Annotated in this window: 12 protein-coding genes and 1 pseudogene; 7 read left to right on the top strand and 6 right to left on the bottom strand. The window is 37.2% G+C overall.

Annotated features, from left to right (window positions below; translation table 11 throughout):
• Window positions 1-71: 71 nt before the first annotated feature.
• Window positions 72-1,931 carry a bifunctional homocysteine S-methyltransferase/methylenetetrahydrofolate reductase gene (locus RI196_RS05310; protein ID WP_094245331.1) on the top strand — a complete coding sequence of 620 codons (1,860 nt, stop codon included), beginning with the start codon at window positions 72-74 and terminating at the stop codon, window positions 1,929-1,931.
• Window positions 1,924-5,346 (top strand): methionine synthase, encoded by a 3,423-nt coding sequence (gene metH / locus RI196_RS05305; RefSeq protein ID WP_311067032.1) that lies wholly within the window; start codon window positions 1,924-1,926, stop codon window positions 5,344-5,346. The genes RI196_RS05310 and metH overlap by 8 nt, the downstream gene beginning before the upstream one ends.
• A 233-nt stretch (window positions 5,347-5,579) precedes the next feature.
• Here metH and RI196_RS05300 read toward each other — a convergent pair whose 3' ends face one another.
• Complete coding sequence (locus RI196_RS05300) at window positions 5,580-5,762, bottom strand: hypothetical protein (RefSeq protein ID WP_311067031.1); 183 nt, start codon at window positions 5,760-5,762, stop codon at window positions 5,580-5,582.
• Between the two features lie 391 nt (window positions 5,763-6,153).
• Window positions 6,154-6,674, bottom strand: a pseudogene (locus RI196_RS05295) (ATP-binding cassette domain-containing protein); the annotation flags it as partial.
• A gap of 145 nt (window positions 6,675-6,819) precedes the next feature.
• On the opposite strand from RI196_RS05295, the gene RI196_RS05290 reads away from it, so the two are divergent.
• The 4 genes from RI196_RS05290 to RI196_RS05275 all read left to right on the top strand — a co-directional run bounded on the left by RI196_RS05290 (window position 6,820) and on the right by RI196_RS05275 (window position 11,421).
• Window positions 6,820-6,948 (top strand): huazacin family RiPP peptide, encoded by a 129-nt coding sequence (locus RI196_RS05290; protein WP_158640141.1) that lies wholly within the window; start codon window positions 6,820-6,822, stop codon window positions 6,946-6,948.
• Window positions 6,949-7,022: 74 nt separating this feature from the next.
• On the top strand, window positions 7,023-8,483 hold the full coding sequence (locus RI196_RS05285) for a radical SAM protein (RefSeq protein ID WP_066248391.1): 1,461 nt from the start codon (window positions 7,023-7,025) through the stop codon (window positions 8,481-8,483).
• 13 nt (window positions 8,484-8,496) lie between these two features.
• On the top strand, window positions 8,497-9,735 hold the full coding sequence (locus tag RI196_RS05280) for a radical SAM/SPASM domain-containing protein (protein ID WP_066248394.1): 1,239 nt from the start codon (window positions 8,497-8,499) through the stop codon (window positions 9,733-9,735).
• A 15-nt stretch (window positions 9,736-9,750) separates the two neighbouring features.
• Window positions 9,751-11,421, top strand: coding sequence for an ABC transporter ATP-binding protein (locus tag RI196_RS05275; RefSeq protein WP_311067030.1), 1,671 nt, complete (start codon window positions 9,751-9,753; stop codon window positions 11,419-11,421).
• Between the two features lie 196 nt (window positions 11,422-11,617).
• Here the strand turns inward: RI196_RS05275 and RI196_RS05270 are convergent, their stop codons facing one another.
• Both RI196_RS05270 and RI196_RS05265 read right to left on the bottom strand, forming a co-directional pair.
• A complete protein-coding gene (locus RI196_RS05270; RefSeq protein WP_199757321.1) occupies window positions 11,618-11,788 on the bottom strand; it encodes a GH36 C-terminal domain-containing protein in 171 nt (56 codons plus the stop codon).
• Window positions 11,775-11,900: a GH36 C-terminal domain-containing protein gene (locus RI196_RS05265; RefSeq protein ID WP_311067029.1), complete on the bottom strand. Its 126-nt coding sequence runs from the start codon at window positions 11,898-11,900 to the stop codon at window positions 11,775-11,777. The genes RI196_RS05270 and RI196_RS05265 overlap by 14 nt, the downstream gene beginning before the upstream one ends.
• Window positions 11,901-12,424: 524 nt before the next feature.
• Between RI196_RS05265 and RI196_RS05260 the strand changes: the two genes are divergently transcribed.
• Window positions 12,425-13,294, top strand: a complete 870-nt coding sequence (locus tag RI196_RS05260; RefSeq protein WP_066248403.1) for an SDR family oxidoreductase — start codon at window positions 12,425-12,427, stop codon at window positions 13,292-13,294.
• 909 nt (window positions 13,295-14,203) lie between these two features.
• Here RI196_RS05260 and RI196_RS05255 read toward each other — a convergent pair.
• Both RI196_RS05255 and RI196_RS05250 read right to left on the bottom strand, forming a co-directional pair.
• Window positions 14,204-15,598 carry a hypothetical protein gene (locus RI196_RS05255; RefSeq protein WP_311067028.1) on the bottom strand — a complete coding sequence of 465 codons (1,395 nt, stop codon included), beginning with the start codon at window positions 15,596-15,598 and terminating at the stop codon, window positions 14,204-14,206.
• Entirely contained in the window at window positions 15,546-16,343 is a 798-nt protein-coding gene (locus RI196_RS05250; protein ID WP_066248413.1) for an ATP-binding cassette domain-containing protein, read from the bottom strand. Before RI196_RS05250 ends, RI196_RS05255 begins: the two co-directional genes overlap by 53 nt.
• Window positions 16,344-16,760: the final 417 nt, after the last annotated feature.

Here is a 16,760-nt window from a genome sequence, read left to right as displayed (position 1 = left end):
AAGGCTTTTCTTTTTTATATAGGTGTTCGCCTCCTTGCAGGCGCCTATTTCATTTGATTGGAGGACTTTTTATGGGGCTTTTACAAGATTTACAGAATCATATATTAATTGCCGACGGAGCAATGGGGACTCTACTATACTCATTCGGAATAGACAGATGCTTTGATGAGCTAAACGTTTCAAAACCGGAAGAAATAGAACGGATTCATTCAGCCTATTTAGACGCAGGCGCAACTGTTATTCAAACAAATACATACGGCGCCAATCGCATAAAGCTTGCCAGATATGGGCTGGAAGATGATATAAAGATCATCAACCAAAAAGGGGTTGAACTTGCAAAGAGGGCGTTACAAAAAGCGGAAAACAAAGGGTATGTCATCGGAACAATCGGCGGCATCCGTTCGTTTCAAAAAAGCGCCTTCACGCTATCTGACATTGCCGAAAATTTTCGTGAGCAGCTTCATGTCCTTTTATCCGAAAACGTAGATGGCATTATTTTAGAAACCTATTACGACTTGGAAGAACTGAAAACCGTTTTGCAAATAGCTAGAAAAGAAACGGATTTGCCCATTATCACAAATGTTTCTTTGCACGAACAAGGCGTCTTTCAAAATGGAACAAGATTGGCAGACGGTTTGAAAATGCTTGAAGAACTTGGTGCAGATATTGTCGGCCTCAATTGCCGTTTAGGCCCTTATCATATGCTGCAATCTCTGGAAGAAGTGCCGCTGTTTGAACATGCCTTTTTATCCGCTTTTCCAAACGGCAGCCTGCCAAGGTATGAAAACGGAAGATTAGTTTATGAATCAGATGAACACTATTTTTATGAAGCGGCTCTTCAATTCCGAAAACAAGGTGTCCGGCTTCTCGGCGGATGCTGCGGAACCGCGCCGAAACATATTCGGGCAATGGCTGAAGCTGTATCAAACCTCCCTCCTGTCACAGAGAAAGAAGTAAAAGAACGAAATGTTCCAATTCATGTTTTACCTATGAAAGAAAGTCAAGAAACTCCTCTCCCAGATATTGCAAAAAACAGACGCTCAGTGATTGTAGAATTGGACCCGCCGAAAACGCTCGGCTTGGAAAAATTTTTAACAGGAGCAAAAGCGTTGAAAAAAGCGGGGATTGATGCAATTACGCTTGCGGATAATTCCCTTGCTACACCAAGAATCAGCAATGTTGCTTGCGCAAATATTGTGAAAAGCCGTTTCCAGCTTCGCCCGCTCGTTCATTTAACATGTCGTGACAGAAATTTAATCGGCATTCAATCCCATTTAATGGGGCTGCATACGCTTGGCCTGCACGATATTTTAGCGGTCACCGGCGACCCGTCCAAAATCGGTGATTTTCCGGGTGCAACCTCTGTCTATGATTTATCATCGTTTGATTTAATCAGCTTAATTAAGCAATTTAATGAAGGTTTGTCATACTCCGGAAAATCACTTGGTCAAAAAACAAACTTTACTGTAGCCGCCGCCTTCAATCCGAACGTAAGACATCTTGATCGCGCAGTTCAGAGGCTTGAGAAAAAAATCAGCTGTGGAGCCGATTATTTTATTACGCAGCCGCTCTACTCGGAGAAGCTGATCGAAGAAGTATATGAAGCAACAAAACATCTGAATGTTCCGATATATCTCGGGATTATGCCGTTAATAAGCAGCCGCAATGCTGAATTTATTCATAACGAAGTGCCAGGCATTAAATTGTCTGATTCGATTCGCGAACAGATGCAAAAAGCAGGCAATGATAAAGAAAAGGGAAAACGAGAAGGACTTGCCATTGCAAAATCGCTTATTGACGCAGCATTTGACCTGTTTAACGGCATTTACTTAATCACTCCGTTTTTGCATTATGAGATGACAGTCGAGCTGACGGAATACATTCATGAAAAAGAAAAGGCAAAACGAGAAAGGAAGATTTCCCATGTATAACATAAAGGAACAGCTGGAGAAAAAAATTTTAATACTAGACGGAGCCATGGGAACAATGATTCAAGCTGCAGAATTATCTGCGAAAGATTTTGGCGGTGAAGAATATGAAGGATGCAACGAATATTTAAACATCACTTCCCCTGAAACGATTGTCCGTATTCATGAAGCGTACCTTGAAGCAGGCGCTGATATTATCGAAACAAATACGTTTGGCGGTACAAGCATCGTCCTCGAAGAATATAACTTGGGGCACCTTGCTTTTGAAATAAATAAAAAAGCAGCTGAGATTGCAAAGCGCGCTGCAGAAAAATATTCAACACCGGATTGGCCTCGTTTTGTGGCAGGATCAATGGGGCCAACGACTAAAACGCTCTCCGTTACAGGTGGCGTCACATTCCAACAATTGGCAGAAGCTTATCAAGTTCAAGCGGAAGGACTGTTAGTGGGGGGCGTTGATGTACTTCTCCTTGAGACAAGCCAAGATATGCTCAATGTGAAAGCAGGTTACTTAGGAATTCAACGAGCTTTTCAAAAGCTCAAGAAAGAAGTGCCGATCATTCTGTCCGGAACGATAGAACCGATGGGAACAACTCTCGCCGGTCAAGATATTGAAGCGTTTTACATTTCAGCTGAACATATGAATCCAATTGCCGTCGGCTTAAACTGTGCGACAGGTCCTGAATTCATGACCGATCACATCCGCACATTGTCTGAAATCGCCAATACCGCTGTCAGCTGTTATCCGAATGCCGGACTGCCTGATGAAGAAGGTCGCTACCATGAATCACCGGAATCTTTAGCAAAAAAAATCAGAGGGTTTGCAGAAAGAGGCTGGCTTAATATGGTCGGCGGCTGCTGCGGAACAACTCCCGAACATATTCGCGCAATAAGGGAGGCAATGGAAGGCTTAAAACCGCGAAAAATCGTCAAAAAGCAAAATCAACATACGGTATCAGGCATCGAGCCCCTTCGCTATGATGAATCAATGCGCCCGCTGTTTGTCGGTGAACGCACAAACGTCATCGGTTCGCGTAAATTCAAGCGTCTCATTGCGGAAGGAAAATTTGAAGAAGCAGCGGAGATCGCCCGCGCTCAAGTGAAAAACGGCGCCCACGTCATCGATGTCTGTCTCGCAGATCCGGACCGAAACGAGCTTGAAGATATGGAAAACTTCATCCGCGAGGTTGTAAAAAAAGTAAAAGCGCCGCTTGTCATTGACTCAACCGACGCCAATGTCATCAGAAAAGCGCTCGAATACTCACAAGGGAAAGCGATCATCAACTCGATCAATTTAGAGGACGGCTTAGAACGGTTTGAAGAAGTTCTCCCGCTTGTGAAACAATTCGGTGCGGCTGTTGTCGTCGGAACAATCGATGAAGACGGAATGGCTCTGACTGCGGAGCGAAAGCTGGAGATTGCCAAGCGGTCTTATGACATTTTAGTCAATCAACACGGTATAAGTCCAAGCGACATTATTTTTGACCCGCTCGTCTTCCCTGTCGGCACAGGTGATGAGCAATATATCGGATCTGCCCAAGAAACGATCGAAGGGATCCGTTTAATTAAAGAACATCTTCCCGGCTGTTTAACTATTCTCGGGATCAGCAATGTTTCTTTCGGGCTTCCGCCGGTCGGCAGAGAAATATTAAACGCCGTTTTTTTATACCATTGCACACAGGCAGGGCTCGATTATGCGATCGTCAATACGGAAAAATTAGAACGGTACGCTTCGATCCCTGAGGAAGAGCGGAAGTTGGCAGAAAACTTATTATTTGAAACAAATGATCAGACGCTCGCACAATTTACGAACTTTTACCGCGACAAAAAGAAAGAGGAAAAAAAGCCGAAAACGGAATTAACCTTGGAGGAACGGCTCGCACAATACGTTGTGGAAGGAACAAAGCAAGGATTAATCGAAGACTTGCAGCTGGCACTAGAAAAATATGATGATCCTCTCGATATCATCAACGGGCCGTTAATGAAAGGAATGGAAATTGTCGGCGAACTGTTTAACGACAATCAGCTGATTGTTGCTGAAGTGCTTCAAAGTGCGGAAGTGATGAAAGCATCTGTCGCCTTTTTAGAACCGTATATGGAAAAAAAAGATGACAGCGGCAAAGGAAAAGTCATTTTAGCTACAGTCAAGGGCGACGTCCATGACATCGGCAAAAATTTAGTTGACATTATTCTTTCCAACAACGGCTACCGCGTCGTTGATTTAGGCATTAAAGTTGCGCCGCAGCAGCTGATTGAAGCGGTCAATAATGAAAAGCCTGATATTATCGGTCTTTCCGGACTGCTCGTCAAATCAGCCCAGCAAATGGTGTTAACAGCACAAGACTTAAAAACAGCCAACATTTCGATTCCGATTTTAGTCGGCGGTGCTGCATTATCACGCAAATTTACCGATCAAAAAATATCACCGGAATATGACGGTCCTGTGTTATATGCGAAAGATGCAATGGACGGGCTGTCGCTTGCCAATAAGCTGAGAGAAAACCCGGATGCTTTCCTTGAGAAAAGAACGGTCGCAGTTGAGGAAAAACAGAATAGACAGAAAAGCAGCAAACCTGTTATGATCATTGAAAAAAAATCATCTGTGTCCAAACCGACCGTATATCATCCAGCTGACTGCAATCCACACATTATTCAAAACATTGATATTGCCCAAGTCGTCCCGTATGTGAACATGCAAATGCTTTTAGGACACCATCTCGGATTAAAAGGCAATGTCAAACAGATGCTTCTGGAAAAACAGGAAAAAGCGGTAGAACTAAAAAATGAAATAGATGAATTGCTGCGTTTAGGGAAAGAAAATGGCTGGTTCCGTCCATCTGCTATTTATCAATTTTTCCCGGCCTATCGCGAAGGAAACTCCATTCACATTTTAGATCCGGCTGCAAAAGATAAAATCATTGAGACGTTTACATTCCCTCGGCAGGAAAAGCCGCCGTTTTTATGCATTGCCGACTATGTAAGCGAACGGTCAGATGAAACACCGCATGATTATATCGCCCTGTTTGCCGTAACTGCTGGAAAAGACATTCGCAGCATCGCCATGCAGTTTAAAGAAAGCGGTGAATTTTTCCGGAGCCATGCGATTCAAGCATTGGCGCTGGAGCTGGCAGAAGGTCTTGCAGAGCGGACGCACCAGCTGATCCGCGACCGATGGGGCTTCCCGGATCCGCTTGACTTCACAATGCAGGAACGGTTTGCAGCAAAATACCAAGGTCAGCGCTATTCATTTGGCTATCCGGCTTGTCCAGACTTAGAAGATCAAGCGAAGCTGTTTAAGCTGTTAAAGCCTGAAAAAATCGGCATCCAGCTGACGGAAGGCTTTATGATGGAACCGGAAGCATCCGTCTCTGCCTTCGTCGTCTCACACCCTGAAGCTCGATATTTTAATGTCCTTTAATATTTCGTCTCGCCGTTAAGGGCAAGCTATTTTCGGATGCATATGGATAACGAAGTGCTAAACGAGCACTTCGTTATCCATTTTTTATTAAATCGCCTCAAAGCTTTTCCTAACCATAAGCTTGAATAAATTGTATTAAAATAGCCTATTGCGGTTTCCTATCCGCCCGCTGAATGAAAACAACTGTTATAAACATTAGCACGATAACGGTTATCGACAAAATAACCATTTTTTCAATAAAAATGGATCCCAAACAGGCGGATCGAATAGAAAGATGTGCGGCCATGGATAAATTCTCCTAACGTAAGCACTTCTAAAACCGTGTAAATCATAATAATCGTTAGAGAAATCTCAATGTTTTTAATCAGCACGATAAGTGATGTGCCAAAAAGCATATAGAATAATACTAAAATCATAAAATGAATCACGTTAAGACCAGATAACGAAGTCATCCCGTATTTCATCACAAAAGCGGTACATAAATGAAAAACCCCGATATATTGACAATCAAGTACTGGAAGAAATCCATCCCAAACCGTTTTTAGTAATATGGAACTAACGTTTCATGCGCCCCCTCTTCATACATTTCACTCAGCCGATACATAAGGCACCAGCAAGTAAACGGTATAAAAACACCTTGAATAATAATGATATTACTGTGAATATCATCTTCCTCTCTTGGAACAAACAGAATAAGCAACAGAGATAAGCTAAACATCACAGCAGGGACAAAAAAAGTGAGCCCCATCGTCTTTCGGTCAAATACAAAGGTGCATAAATGCTTTCTAAATAATCTCTCATTTTAGTTCAACCCCTAACAACGGCTAAATACCGATCAATTAGTCTTGGTGCGACTTGTTTCGCCCCTTCTTCCTCTTTTTTCGCAAACACCCATACATTCACGCCGTCTCCCTCTTCGAGAAGCTGAATCACTTCATTTTCCGCCATGATGGTATCCAATTCATTCGGCGAGACACGATATTCCCATACATATCTTTCCGCATGGGCTTTCAGCTCGGCTGGCGTTCCTTCGAATAGGACGTTCCGCTTTTTAAAACACCGATCTTTGTCCATAAAAACTCAATATCTTCGACAATATGCGACGAAATGATGACGGTATGCTCCAAACCAAGGTTTTTTAGCAAATTGCGGAAGCGAATCCGCTCTTCAATGTCCAATCCCGCTGTCGGTTCATCAAAAATTAAGATCGACGGCTTTCTCATTAACAGCTGTGCGATTCCCACCCATTTTCTCATTCCGCCGGATCATTCCATCATTTTTTTGTTTTCATGCCCTGTCAGATTGACCTTTTTAAAAGCCTCCCATATAGTTGGAAAAATTCAAAAATATGTAAAATTTTTCTGTAAATTAATGGAGTTCATCATTTATAATTTTTGGTAGAGAGGCCTCTTCACTTTCTTCCCCTAAGATGGTTGCAACAGGGTTAACGTTAAAATTGAAAGGAGGATGACAATGGCAACCTTATTCTGTCAGGTGAAATGCATCGCAACATGCGGTGCTGCATGTGCAGCTGACACAGTCTCACCGATCGCAGACGTATTAGGGTTTGCAGCAGGGGAAGCACGCTTCTTTAAAGCTTAATATCTTAATAGGCCAAGAGCCATGACGCCTTTTGTGGCTCTTGGTACTTTTAAATAAGTGAGGAGGAAGTGAAAATGATTAAATTTTTAACTGAACCATTATTATTTGATACCGAAAAAGGTAATTATTGTTATGACAACAGTACGAGAATAGTTATTCCAGTAAATAAATCAGAAAAAAACTTTTTGTCGGCAATTAAGATAGGTGACACCATTCATGAAGAAGACTTCCAAAAAAATAATCTAAATGAATTGCTTCATAAAATTGTAAAATATAACCTCTTTCAATCAGATTTTCAATTGCCAAAAATCACTGAACAATTTATTAAAGAAAAATTACTGACAGAGGGAATATCGCATCTATGCTTAATTGTTACCGATGCTTGCAATTTCAGATGCAAATATTGTATTTACTCTGATCATTATTTTTACTCAAAGAATTTTTCAAATAAACGTATGGATTTTCAAACCGCAAAATCCGCTATTGATTACTATATGAATGTAAATATTAAAAGTATCCAATACAACCCCAATTTAAGTATATCCATTGGATTTTATGGGGGAGAGCCTTTAATAAACTGGAAACTTATAAAACAGGTTGTTGAGTACACCAACGATAATTACAAAAAGGTATTTGACAATATTTTCTTTTCAATAACAACCAATGCATATTTATTAACTGAAGACAAAATCAATTATATGTTTGATAAAAATTTTTCTATTTCTGTAAGTTTAGACGGTGATAAGGAAAATCATGATAGAAACCGGGTTACAATCAATGAAAAGGGAACGTTTGACAGAGTTTTTAAAAATCTGGCTTTAATGGATGATATATATCGGGAAAAAGTGAGACTAAATAAACCGGTACTACCTTATGGAATATTAATAACTTATGATAATTTAACAGATTTTAGTAAATTAGATAAATACTTTATGGAGCATCCTGAACTGGATAAGCGGATTCAGCGAGTAAACAGGGTAAGTAATATAAATACTGAGTACTATAAAGGTGTCCAGTTGGAGCAATCCTATTTAGAAAGAAGAAAAGATTTTATCAAAGGACTCATTGAAAGAGCGAAAGATAAACAGTTTGAAAAGAAAGCAACTAACTTTTCCAAAACAATTCTTAAAAGCATCATCTTCGATCCTATGATGAATACTGCTTATAGCAATAATGAGTTAAGAGGTACTTGCCTGCCTGGAATCCATAAATTGGCTGTAGATAGTGATGGAAATTTTCATATGTGCGAAAAAATTAATCCTCATTATCCTGTTGGAAATATAGAAACCGGCTTGGATCCAACTAAGCAAGCTAATTACATGAATAATTTTTTCTCTGCTTTAGCAGGATGCAAAAATTGTAATTTAAATAATATTTGCAACCTTTGCTATGTAATAACTGAAACTGACGGACAAGGATTTCAATTAAAAGACACTTTTTGCAAAAACTTTAGAGAAGGAATTATAAATTCTTTCTCTACATACTACTCTATTTTAGAAAATAATCCGGGAATATTTCAAGAGATTAGAGAATAAGGAGAGGAAACGTATGAACTTTAAACTTCATCCGGAAGTCATATTTTTGAAGGGAAATGAAGGGGCGGTACTTTATCACTTAATAAGCGGAAAGAAATTTCAATTTAATAAAACTGATGCCGAAGCTATAGAATCATTAAATAATAACGAACAGGATAAAGAAAACATTCCTGATAAATTAATAGATTATTTATTGGAACATGATTTAGGTGCTTATTATCGTGATGGTGTATACTTGGAAAAAATAAAAACAAGTAGAATTGCTACATTAAAATACGATAAATTAATCCCTTTTAGACTAAATCGATTGGTAATTGAGTTAACCGGGACGTGTAATTTAAAGTGTTTATTTTGTACCGAAGAAAATGTAATCTACAGATCATGCGGATGTAAAAAATGGCCGGCCAAAGAAGAGATGAATTTCAATGAGTGGAAGGATATAATTGATCAAAGCATAAAACTAGGGATACAGGAATGCTTTATAACAGGAGGAGAACCATTTTTAAAATGGCATTTATTAAAAGAACTGCTAAATTATCTTTTTAAACACAAAATCAACGTTACCATTTTTACAAATGGCACTTTAATAAATAACGATATTGGCCTGTTCTTAAAAGATCAAAATGTTTCATTAGCTTTGCAAATTTTCAGTTCCAAAAATAAACAATATGAAAAAATCACCCAAGTTGACGGCTCTTTTGAACGTATTCAGGAAACTTTTAGAATAATTGATACACACAAAATACCTCATACTGTTTCAATAATAGTCTCTTCTTTAGATGATTCTTCTTTTGAAGAGATTCAATCAAAATTTGGAAAGAGAAATTACCAAAATATCTATATATATCCTACAAATAAATATTACTCTATTAGCAGAATAGCTGAAATGATGAACCCTGAAAATAGAGAAATTCCTATCAATTTGAATTCAGTTCCCTATTTAAAAAAATATAACAACTGTTTATACGGCCAAATCTTTATTTCCTCTGACGGCAAAATTTATCCTTGCATGATGATAAGGGATTATGAGTTGGGAGATTTAAAAAAAGAGAAACTTTGGGAAGCTTTCCACAGAAAAGAATACAAAATTTTTTGGGAGATGTCTAAAACGAAAATTCAACATTGTTCAAATTGTGAGAGAAATTTATTTTGCTTTGATTGCCGTGCGCTAGATTATTTTAAATCCAAAAGGATTGATGGAATGGTCTATTGCAATAAAATAGAAAAATCAACGGTTACCTCTACTAACTAAACCGGGGCGATATATATGAACAACAGCGTAAAATTATTGTTTAGCTATTTAAAAGAATTTAAAAAGAGCTTGTCTATAGCTTTTCTTTTATTAGTTGTTCTTTCTGCAATCACTGTACTTCCAGGATTAATCATTAAGAATATTTTTGATTTTGGAATAGCAAAAAAAGATTATCACTATGTTCTTTTATTCAGTGCAATACTTGCATTAATATATGTAATTAAGAGTATGCTCAACTATTTTTCCAATGTAGTTTTTACAAAAGTAAGCCAGAATATAGTGTTGAAGCTTCGGCAAAATATATCAACAAGACTGCTGAAACTGCCTATGGAGTTTTTCAATTTTTACCCCAGCGGATATATTACATCAAGATTAAATGAGGTAAATAATATAGGGGGATTGTTTTCTGCCAACACATTTAAAATTTTGCTGAGTTTTCTTGAACTGTTTGCTACCCTTATTATTCTGGCAGCAATCAATTTCAAATTAACATTAATTTTATGTCTGCTAATGCCGGCATATTACATCATTTCAAACAAATTCTTGTCTTCAATATTTCATATATCTACTGAAACAGCTGAAAAAAGTGCCGTTTTAAACAACAAAATACAGCAGTCAGTACAGGGTATCGAAGAAGTCAAAAATCTCTCGGTAGAGGATAAGGAAACAGAAAAAATCAATTCAGCAGCTAAAGATCTAGTGGATGCCAATATTAAACAATCAATCTTTTATTCAATTGGTATGGAATTAATTGTTTTGGTTGGTTCACTGTCCTCTGTTTTATTAATCGTTATGGGTGGAAAAGATGTCATAATAAATAGTATGACAATAGGCGGGTATATGGTATTTATGAACTACCTTCCCAGACTGTATTCGCCAATTCAAAATATATCGGCTACTGTTCTAACGATCCAGCCGGCATTAGTAAGTTTAAAAAGGCTCCATATATTTATTGAACAAATAGGAGAGGACGAGGAACAGAATAAAGTCAAAATAAATGATATTAAGAGCATTGAGTTTAAAGGTGTATCTTTTAGGTATAAAGAAGACCAGCCATATATCTTGAATAATGTAAGTTTTTCGCTAGCCCCTGCTGATAAGCTTTTAATAAAGGGGAAAAATGGAACCGGCAAAACAACAATACTTAGAATATTAATGGGATTATATAATGTGCAAAAAGGAAAAGGACAAGTTCTTATAAATGGAATACCGATTGATGACATAGATAAAAAATCGCTTCGGAAAAACATTGGCATCGTATCGCAAAAAATATATTTATTTAACGATACAATTGAAAACAATATTAAATATGGTGTAGAAAACGTTGATTCGAATACTTATATGGAAGTGCTGAGAACGACTGGTTTAGATGATATTATAGAAAAATTGCCTGATAAAGAAAATACATTAGTTGGGGAAAACGGAAAAAATTTATCAGGAGGCCAAATTCAAAGAATTGCTATTGCCAGAGCCCTTTTAAAAGGGGCAAACATCATTATGTTTGATGAAGCAATTTCTCATATGGATTTTAGCGGTAAAGAAAAGATAAAGAAATTAATTGAAAGCGGCTCATCAAATTCCATTTTTATCATTATAGACCATAGCAATGATTTTGACACAGTATGCAACAAAATCATTCACTTACATGATCATCCACAAGGCGAAGCAACAATCGCTGCCAATTAGCAAAACTCATGACTTCAACCTAAAATCCGTAAATACCGTTCGCATTTTGCAAATTGCCCGGATTTTGTGCACTTTGGGCAATTTGACTCCTCCCCGATCCATGCCCCAGCCTGCGGGAAAAATCCATCACTCCTTCTGGGTGTAAGGGGAAGTATTTGAGGCTCTGATGAAAAAACCGAGGCAGGCGCCCCGGTTTCTACCATTCTTTTGCTTTGAGCTTAAAGAGTTTTGAAGAAAAATCGCCCGATTCATTGACCCCGAAGCGGGCATCAAAGATATTGTTCGTCAGCTGAATGCCGACGTTCATCAGTTCATCGCCAAAAAATGTGTTTTCGACTCCTTTTATTTCATATTCAAAAATCGCCATTTAACCCTTTTAACAGAATGCGTGAATATCCGTGATTTGGTTTTTCCAGCACTTGGTAGTAACCTACAAGCTCTTCTTTTTGATCTTTTGAAACAACCATACATGCCGTCACATTTCCGTCCCCGTCAAATGGGCTTATTAAGCGGTAAAATGTTCCTTTTTGAATCCATTTGCGATGATCTTTATTCGATATAATCTCGCGATATTAGTTGAAAAAGAATATTTAAAATGATGAGATTCATCGAAAAAATAAGTTTATCTTTTAAGATACTCAATCAAAATAATGTCTTTCCTTCTAAATATTTATCAGGAATCAGTTTTATATTCTCCGATTTTATTTCTCCATCTTATCATTAATTTCCATTTAAGCCACTTTATTATTAACATTTCATCACCCAAAAGCCATTCTGTTATTAACGGTTCGCTTTTTCCAAATGTCATATCAAATATTTTCCATTTTATTTTATAACCAAATACTGTTACTTCACCTAAATATAACCATAAAACAGATTGTAGTATCAATAGTTTTTTGAAAAATCATTCTTTTCTAAAATATACCGTTAATCAATTTTTGTTTATTATCCCGCCAACTTCCCATACTAACTGTATACTTACTTGTTTTAGGAGGAGGTTTTTATGGTTCAGCAGCAAAATCAGCCAAATACACTTCCGCCTCAACAGCAAAATGTGCAGCCGGGGATTGAATCGTTTATGAATCCAAGACCAATCTTTGATGATCCTTCTTATCAAGGCAGCGGAAAGCTTGCAGGAAAGACAGCGGTCATTACCGGCGGCGACAGCGGCATCGGGAGGGCGGTTGCGGTGCTGTTTGCCAAAGAAGGTGCCGATGTGGCCATCATTTACTTAAATGAGCATGAAGATGCAAAGGAAACAAAAGGATATGTTGAACAGCTCGGGCGCAAATGTCATTTAATAGCCGGCGATCTCGGCGACGAAGCATTTTGCCAGCAAGCGGTGAAGGGAGCAAAAGATCAATTTGGAAAAGTGGATATTTTAGTAAACAACGCAGCCGAGCAGCATCCGCAGCAAGGAATTGAATTTATTACAGCAGAACAGCTTGAACGAACGTTTCGGACCAATATTTTTTCGTTCTTTTTCATGACAAAGGCTGTTCTTCCCCATATGAAGACAGGCAGCACGATCATAAATACGACATCTGTTACAGCCTATCATGGAAATGAACAGCTCATTGATTATTCGGCAACAAAAGGCGCCATTGCGTCATTTACCCGTTCTCTTGCTTTATCATTGGCCCCTAAAGGCATTCGAGTCAACGGTGTAGCGCCAGGACCCATTTGGACACCGCTCATCCCTTCTACTTTTGATCGTACAAAAGTAGCTTCTTTTGGCTCCAACACAGCGATGAAGCGGCCCGGACAGCCGATGGAAGTTGCGCCTGCTTATGTATATTTAGCAAGTGACGATTCTACTTATATGACAGGGCAAATTCTCCACGTAAACGGCGGCACGATCGTAAATGGTTAATCTGCAAAAAGGCCCCAAAATCCAATACTTTGGGGCTTTTCTATTTGTAAATAGCTCTTGGCATATCTGAGAGCAATATCCACATGGCCAGATCAATACGCTAAACAAAAGTCATCGATACATGTTCGCTCCTGTCAGATGCTGATAAATGAATTCCACTGGATTATTAATTTCTGGAAAATTCTACAGACTGCATCAATCGCTTTCAAATCCAAAGTAAAGAAGAAAATTTCGTGGCATTCAATATTTTGCTTGACGGTATGTCGTGAAAAATAAGCAAAATTTTTTACAAGCCCCTCTCTTCAGCGGCTCCTTCAATGAATTAACGGGATCTGTTTCTTGTAAAGAAATGAACCAAGTAATAAAAAGCCGTGCCTGCTACAAGTGAAAGAATTAAGCCTAACCAGGTCGCTTCCGCTACAAATTTACTTCCCTCTATTTTGATGACATATAAGGGAAGGTTCAGAATCTTCGGACTTGATTCAATGTGGGTGATGCCGGATAACCGAATAATAAAAGGAGTTATTAGAACTATTAAAGCGTACAGAAAAACTAAACTGATTCCGCCCATAAGCGCTCTAAAGAAAGTTGTCATAACATCTTCCTCATTTCTTCTATTGCTTTTACAATTTTTTTCATCAGGCCATTTGAGGACAAAAAGAGCAAATTACATAACGATGTTAAAAATAACATCTTCACAAAAAAGCTGTCAGTCATATTTATTCACACTATCGACACTGCCATTGGAGCAAATGCACAAATTTATTTCAGAATTGAAATATATTACATAAAAATACTTCAAATTGATTATTTGCCGAAGTCCAATATTTTTCATCCCCTCTTTATAATTCATTGCGATATATCCCGTCTCATGAAAAATTGGAGGCCAGACTGCTAATAGCACTTTTATCATTTGAAAACAGGCCTTCTTAAAAAAATATTTTGAGAAATCAAGTATAGAAAAATCCCGCCTGCAACATATATAAAATCAATATAATAACTTTGCGAAATGAAATAATGTAAAAAAGAATCAATGATTGCCACAATGACAAGGATTATAATTAACGCTACAGCCTTATTCCCGTCATGAATTCTCGCTATAAATCCGGCAAAGGTTGAGAGCATTGTAACGAAAAAAATAGAAAAAATTCCGGTTAATTGCGGAAGAAAATCTTGATTTAATATAAAACAATTTAAAACTACAAATAAAAAATAAATCATAAAATTTACTGCTATTGCCATGAATATTCTCGGAAAAAAATAGACGGAAGCCGGTGCATTGATCATAAATATGGAAAGATTATATTGCCTAAAATGCATCCCAATACATAAAGGCAAAACAATCATAAGTTCTTTTAAACCTAAATTCATAATAAATGAATATACAATGGCAAAGGTCATTGCATCCGAGAAAATATAAACCCCTATGGTGAGAGCATAGAGAATCGAGAACATAAGAGCCATTTCCGCAAAAAGTCGATTTCGAAAATAATAGATTGCTTCCAATACAAAATGAATAACGTAATGATTAAGCTTAAATTCCTTGCTTTTTATTTTTTTAGGATAATTACCTGTATGGCTTTGCTGAAATAAACCAAATAAATACCTTCCCGATAAATTTTTTATCCCTATCCATAATATTAAAAGAGCGACCAAACAACCGATCCACAACAGAAAGCCGAAATTTCCTATACGCTCCGCCATATGTTTAGAAACAAAATGCAGCCCCCATATGATGGACATAAATAATAATGATTTGAAATAAAGTCCATCTTTATGTCTGCCCAGCCATTTTCCGACAATCAAAGAGGATAAAATCCAAATAAACAGGATGAACCAAAAAATAATAAACAACAAAAGAAGAACTAGAAAAATATGAAAGATATGTATTTGAATATGTTTTATATAAAAAGAAATGAGCAAAGGCAAAAATGCGAAAAAAATGAAGATGTTAAAAAAGACATATAACAAAAAATAGCTTCCCGCAACAAATTGACCCGCATTAATAGAAGTGTTTAAAAAGAAAAAGGCATACTCCTTTCTTTTTAACTTTTCTCTGGAAAATATCATAAGGAAACACGCCAATAAGATGCTGAACACCAAAATTGAATCAAAAGCGTCTGTCTTATTCAATGGAATGAAATCCAAATATTGAAATAAAATTAAGGCATATACGACATAAAGGAGAATCGCTCCTAAAACAACTGCCAATAAATGAGTCGGGTAGTTCAAAAAGATATTTTTTGCTTTTTTAACCTGTTTCGGAATCTCGATCCTCGCTATTATCTCGAACATCGGGGGCATTTAAAATCTCCTCTGCTTTCAAGTAATAATCCTTGTTTGCCTCTTCATATATTTCTTCCAAAGACATTCTGCCAAACTGCTCAAATACTTGATCCCGCGTACAATTTAATTTTACTTTTCCGTTTCGAAGCAAAATAACCTTGTCGTACAATTCTTCCCCAAAACTAAGGTGATGGGTGGACAATAAAATCCCGATGCCTTTTGTTTTTAAAAAATGAAGAGTTTTCCGCAAGATAATGACCATATCGGGATCCAGCCCGTTCGTCGGCTCGTCAAAGATGACAAATTCACTTCCTTTAAAAAGCTGTGAAACAATTTGTGTTTTTTTCTTATTGCCATGAGATAAATTGCTTATCGGTATATGCAGATACCTTTCAAGTTCAAAAATTTTTATAAGCTTTTCTAATAACTGATGGTCTACCTGATGTTTAAATGAGTTTTCGATTAAAGAGAAGTATTCTTTCGGCGTCAAATAATCGAAAAGAGCAATCTCATCTGAAATATAGGAAACATTTTTCTTCAAATAATCCACATCTTCAGAAACATTCAAATCAATCTTTTTGTTATTTACGGATAAAGTACCGACATAATCCATTAATCCAAAGAGTGATTTAATAATGGTTGTTTTCCCCGCCCCATTATGACCTAATAATAATGTGATTTGAGAAGGCATGATGGTCACTTCTATATTTTTCAGCTCAAATTCATCACCGTGTCTCTTGTGTTGAATATATAATGACAGCATTCTATATTCCCCGCTTTGCAGTTGATTGGAAACATTCAATTATGATAGATCGAAAGAGAGAAAACGGGATCATGTTTTCTATCCTTTTTTCTTCACGTAAATGCACTGTCTAGGGATCAACAATAACTGAAAATAGTTCTTTTATTTTGTATAAAGATACTTGTGCTAAAACCACTGCTTATCCCGATGAATAATGGAAAAATCTATTTTCTTTGTAAACTATAAACTTCACTTTCATTCTTTTGAATATTATATATAATTTTCCAATTCATTGGTAATTTTACCAATACTTTTTTCTTTTTGTCAATTTTAATTTCCGATCATTTACAAACTTTATAGAAATTGTTTTTTCATAATAGATATAGAAGAAGTTTTCAAATGGTCATTTTTTAATGGAAAAAATCATAGGACGGCTGA

Source organism: Aeribacillus composti (assembly GCF_031760945.1).
Classification (GTDB): Bacteria; Bacillota; Bacilli; order Bacillales; family Aeribacillaceae; genus Aeribacillus; species Aeribacillus composti.
The sequence above is the reverse complement of the archived record's forward strand: the minus strand, read 5'-3'. Positions and strand labels throughout refer to the sequence as shown.

Excerpts from the sequence above, each read along its gene's own strand:
- RI196_RS05280 (WP_066248394.1), top strand. The coding sequence starts at position 8,497 with ATGAACTTTAAACTTCATCCGGAAGTCATATTTTTGAAGGGAAATGAA.
- RI196_RS05275 (WP_311067030.1), top strand. The coding sequence starts at position 9,751 with ATGAACAACAGCGTAAAATTATTGTTTAGCTATTTAAAAGAATTTAAA.
- RI196_RS05300 (WP_311067031.1), bottom strand. The coding sequence starts at position 5,762 with ATGATTTTAGTATTATTCTATATGCTTTTTGGCACATCACTTATCGTG.
- RI196_RS05285 (WP_066248391.1), top strand. The coding sequence starts at position 7,023 with ATGATTAAATTTTTAACTGAACCATTATTATTTGATACCGAAAAAGGT.
- RI196_RS05310 (WP_094245331.1), top strand. The coding sequence starts at position 72 with ATGGGGCTTTTACAAGATTTACAGAATCATATATTAATTGCCGACGGA.
- RI196_RS05255 (WP_311067028.1), bottom strand. The coding sequence starts at position 15,598 with ATGCCCCCGATGTTCGAGATAATAGCGAGGATCGAGATTCCGAAACAG.
- RI196_RS05260 (WP_066248403.1), top strand. The coding sequence starts at position 12,425 with ATGGTTCAGCAGCAAAATCAGCCAAATACACTTCCGCCTCAACAGCAA.
- RI196_RS05250 (WP_066248413.1), bottom strand. The coding sequence starts at position 16,343 with ATGCTGTCATTATATATTCAACACAAGAGACACGGTGATGAATTTGAG.
- RI196_RS05290 (WP_158640141.1), top strand. The coding sequence starts at position 6,820 with ATGGCAACCTTATTCTGTCAGGTGAAATGCATCGCAACATGCGGTGCT.
- metH (WP_311067032.1), top strand. The coding sequence starts at position 1,924 with ATGTATAACATAAAGGAACAGCTGGAGAAAAAAATTTTAATACTAGAC.
- RI196_RS05270 (WP_199757321.1), bottom strand. The coding sequence starts at position 11,788 with ATGGCGATTTTTGAATATGAAATAAAAGGAGTCGAAAACACATTTTTT.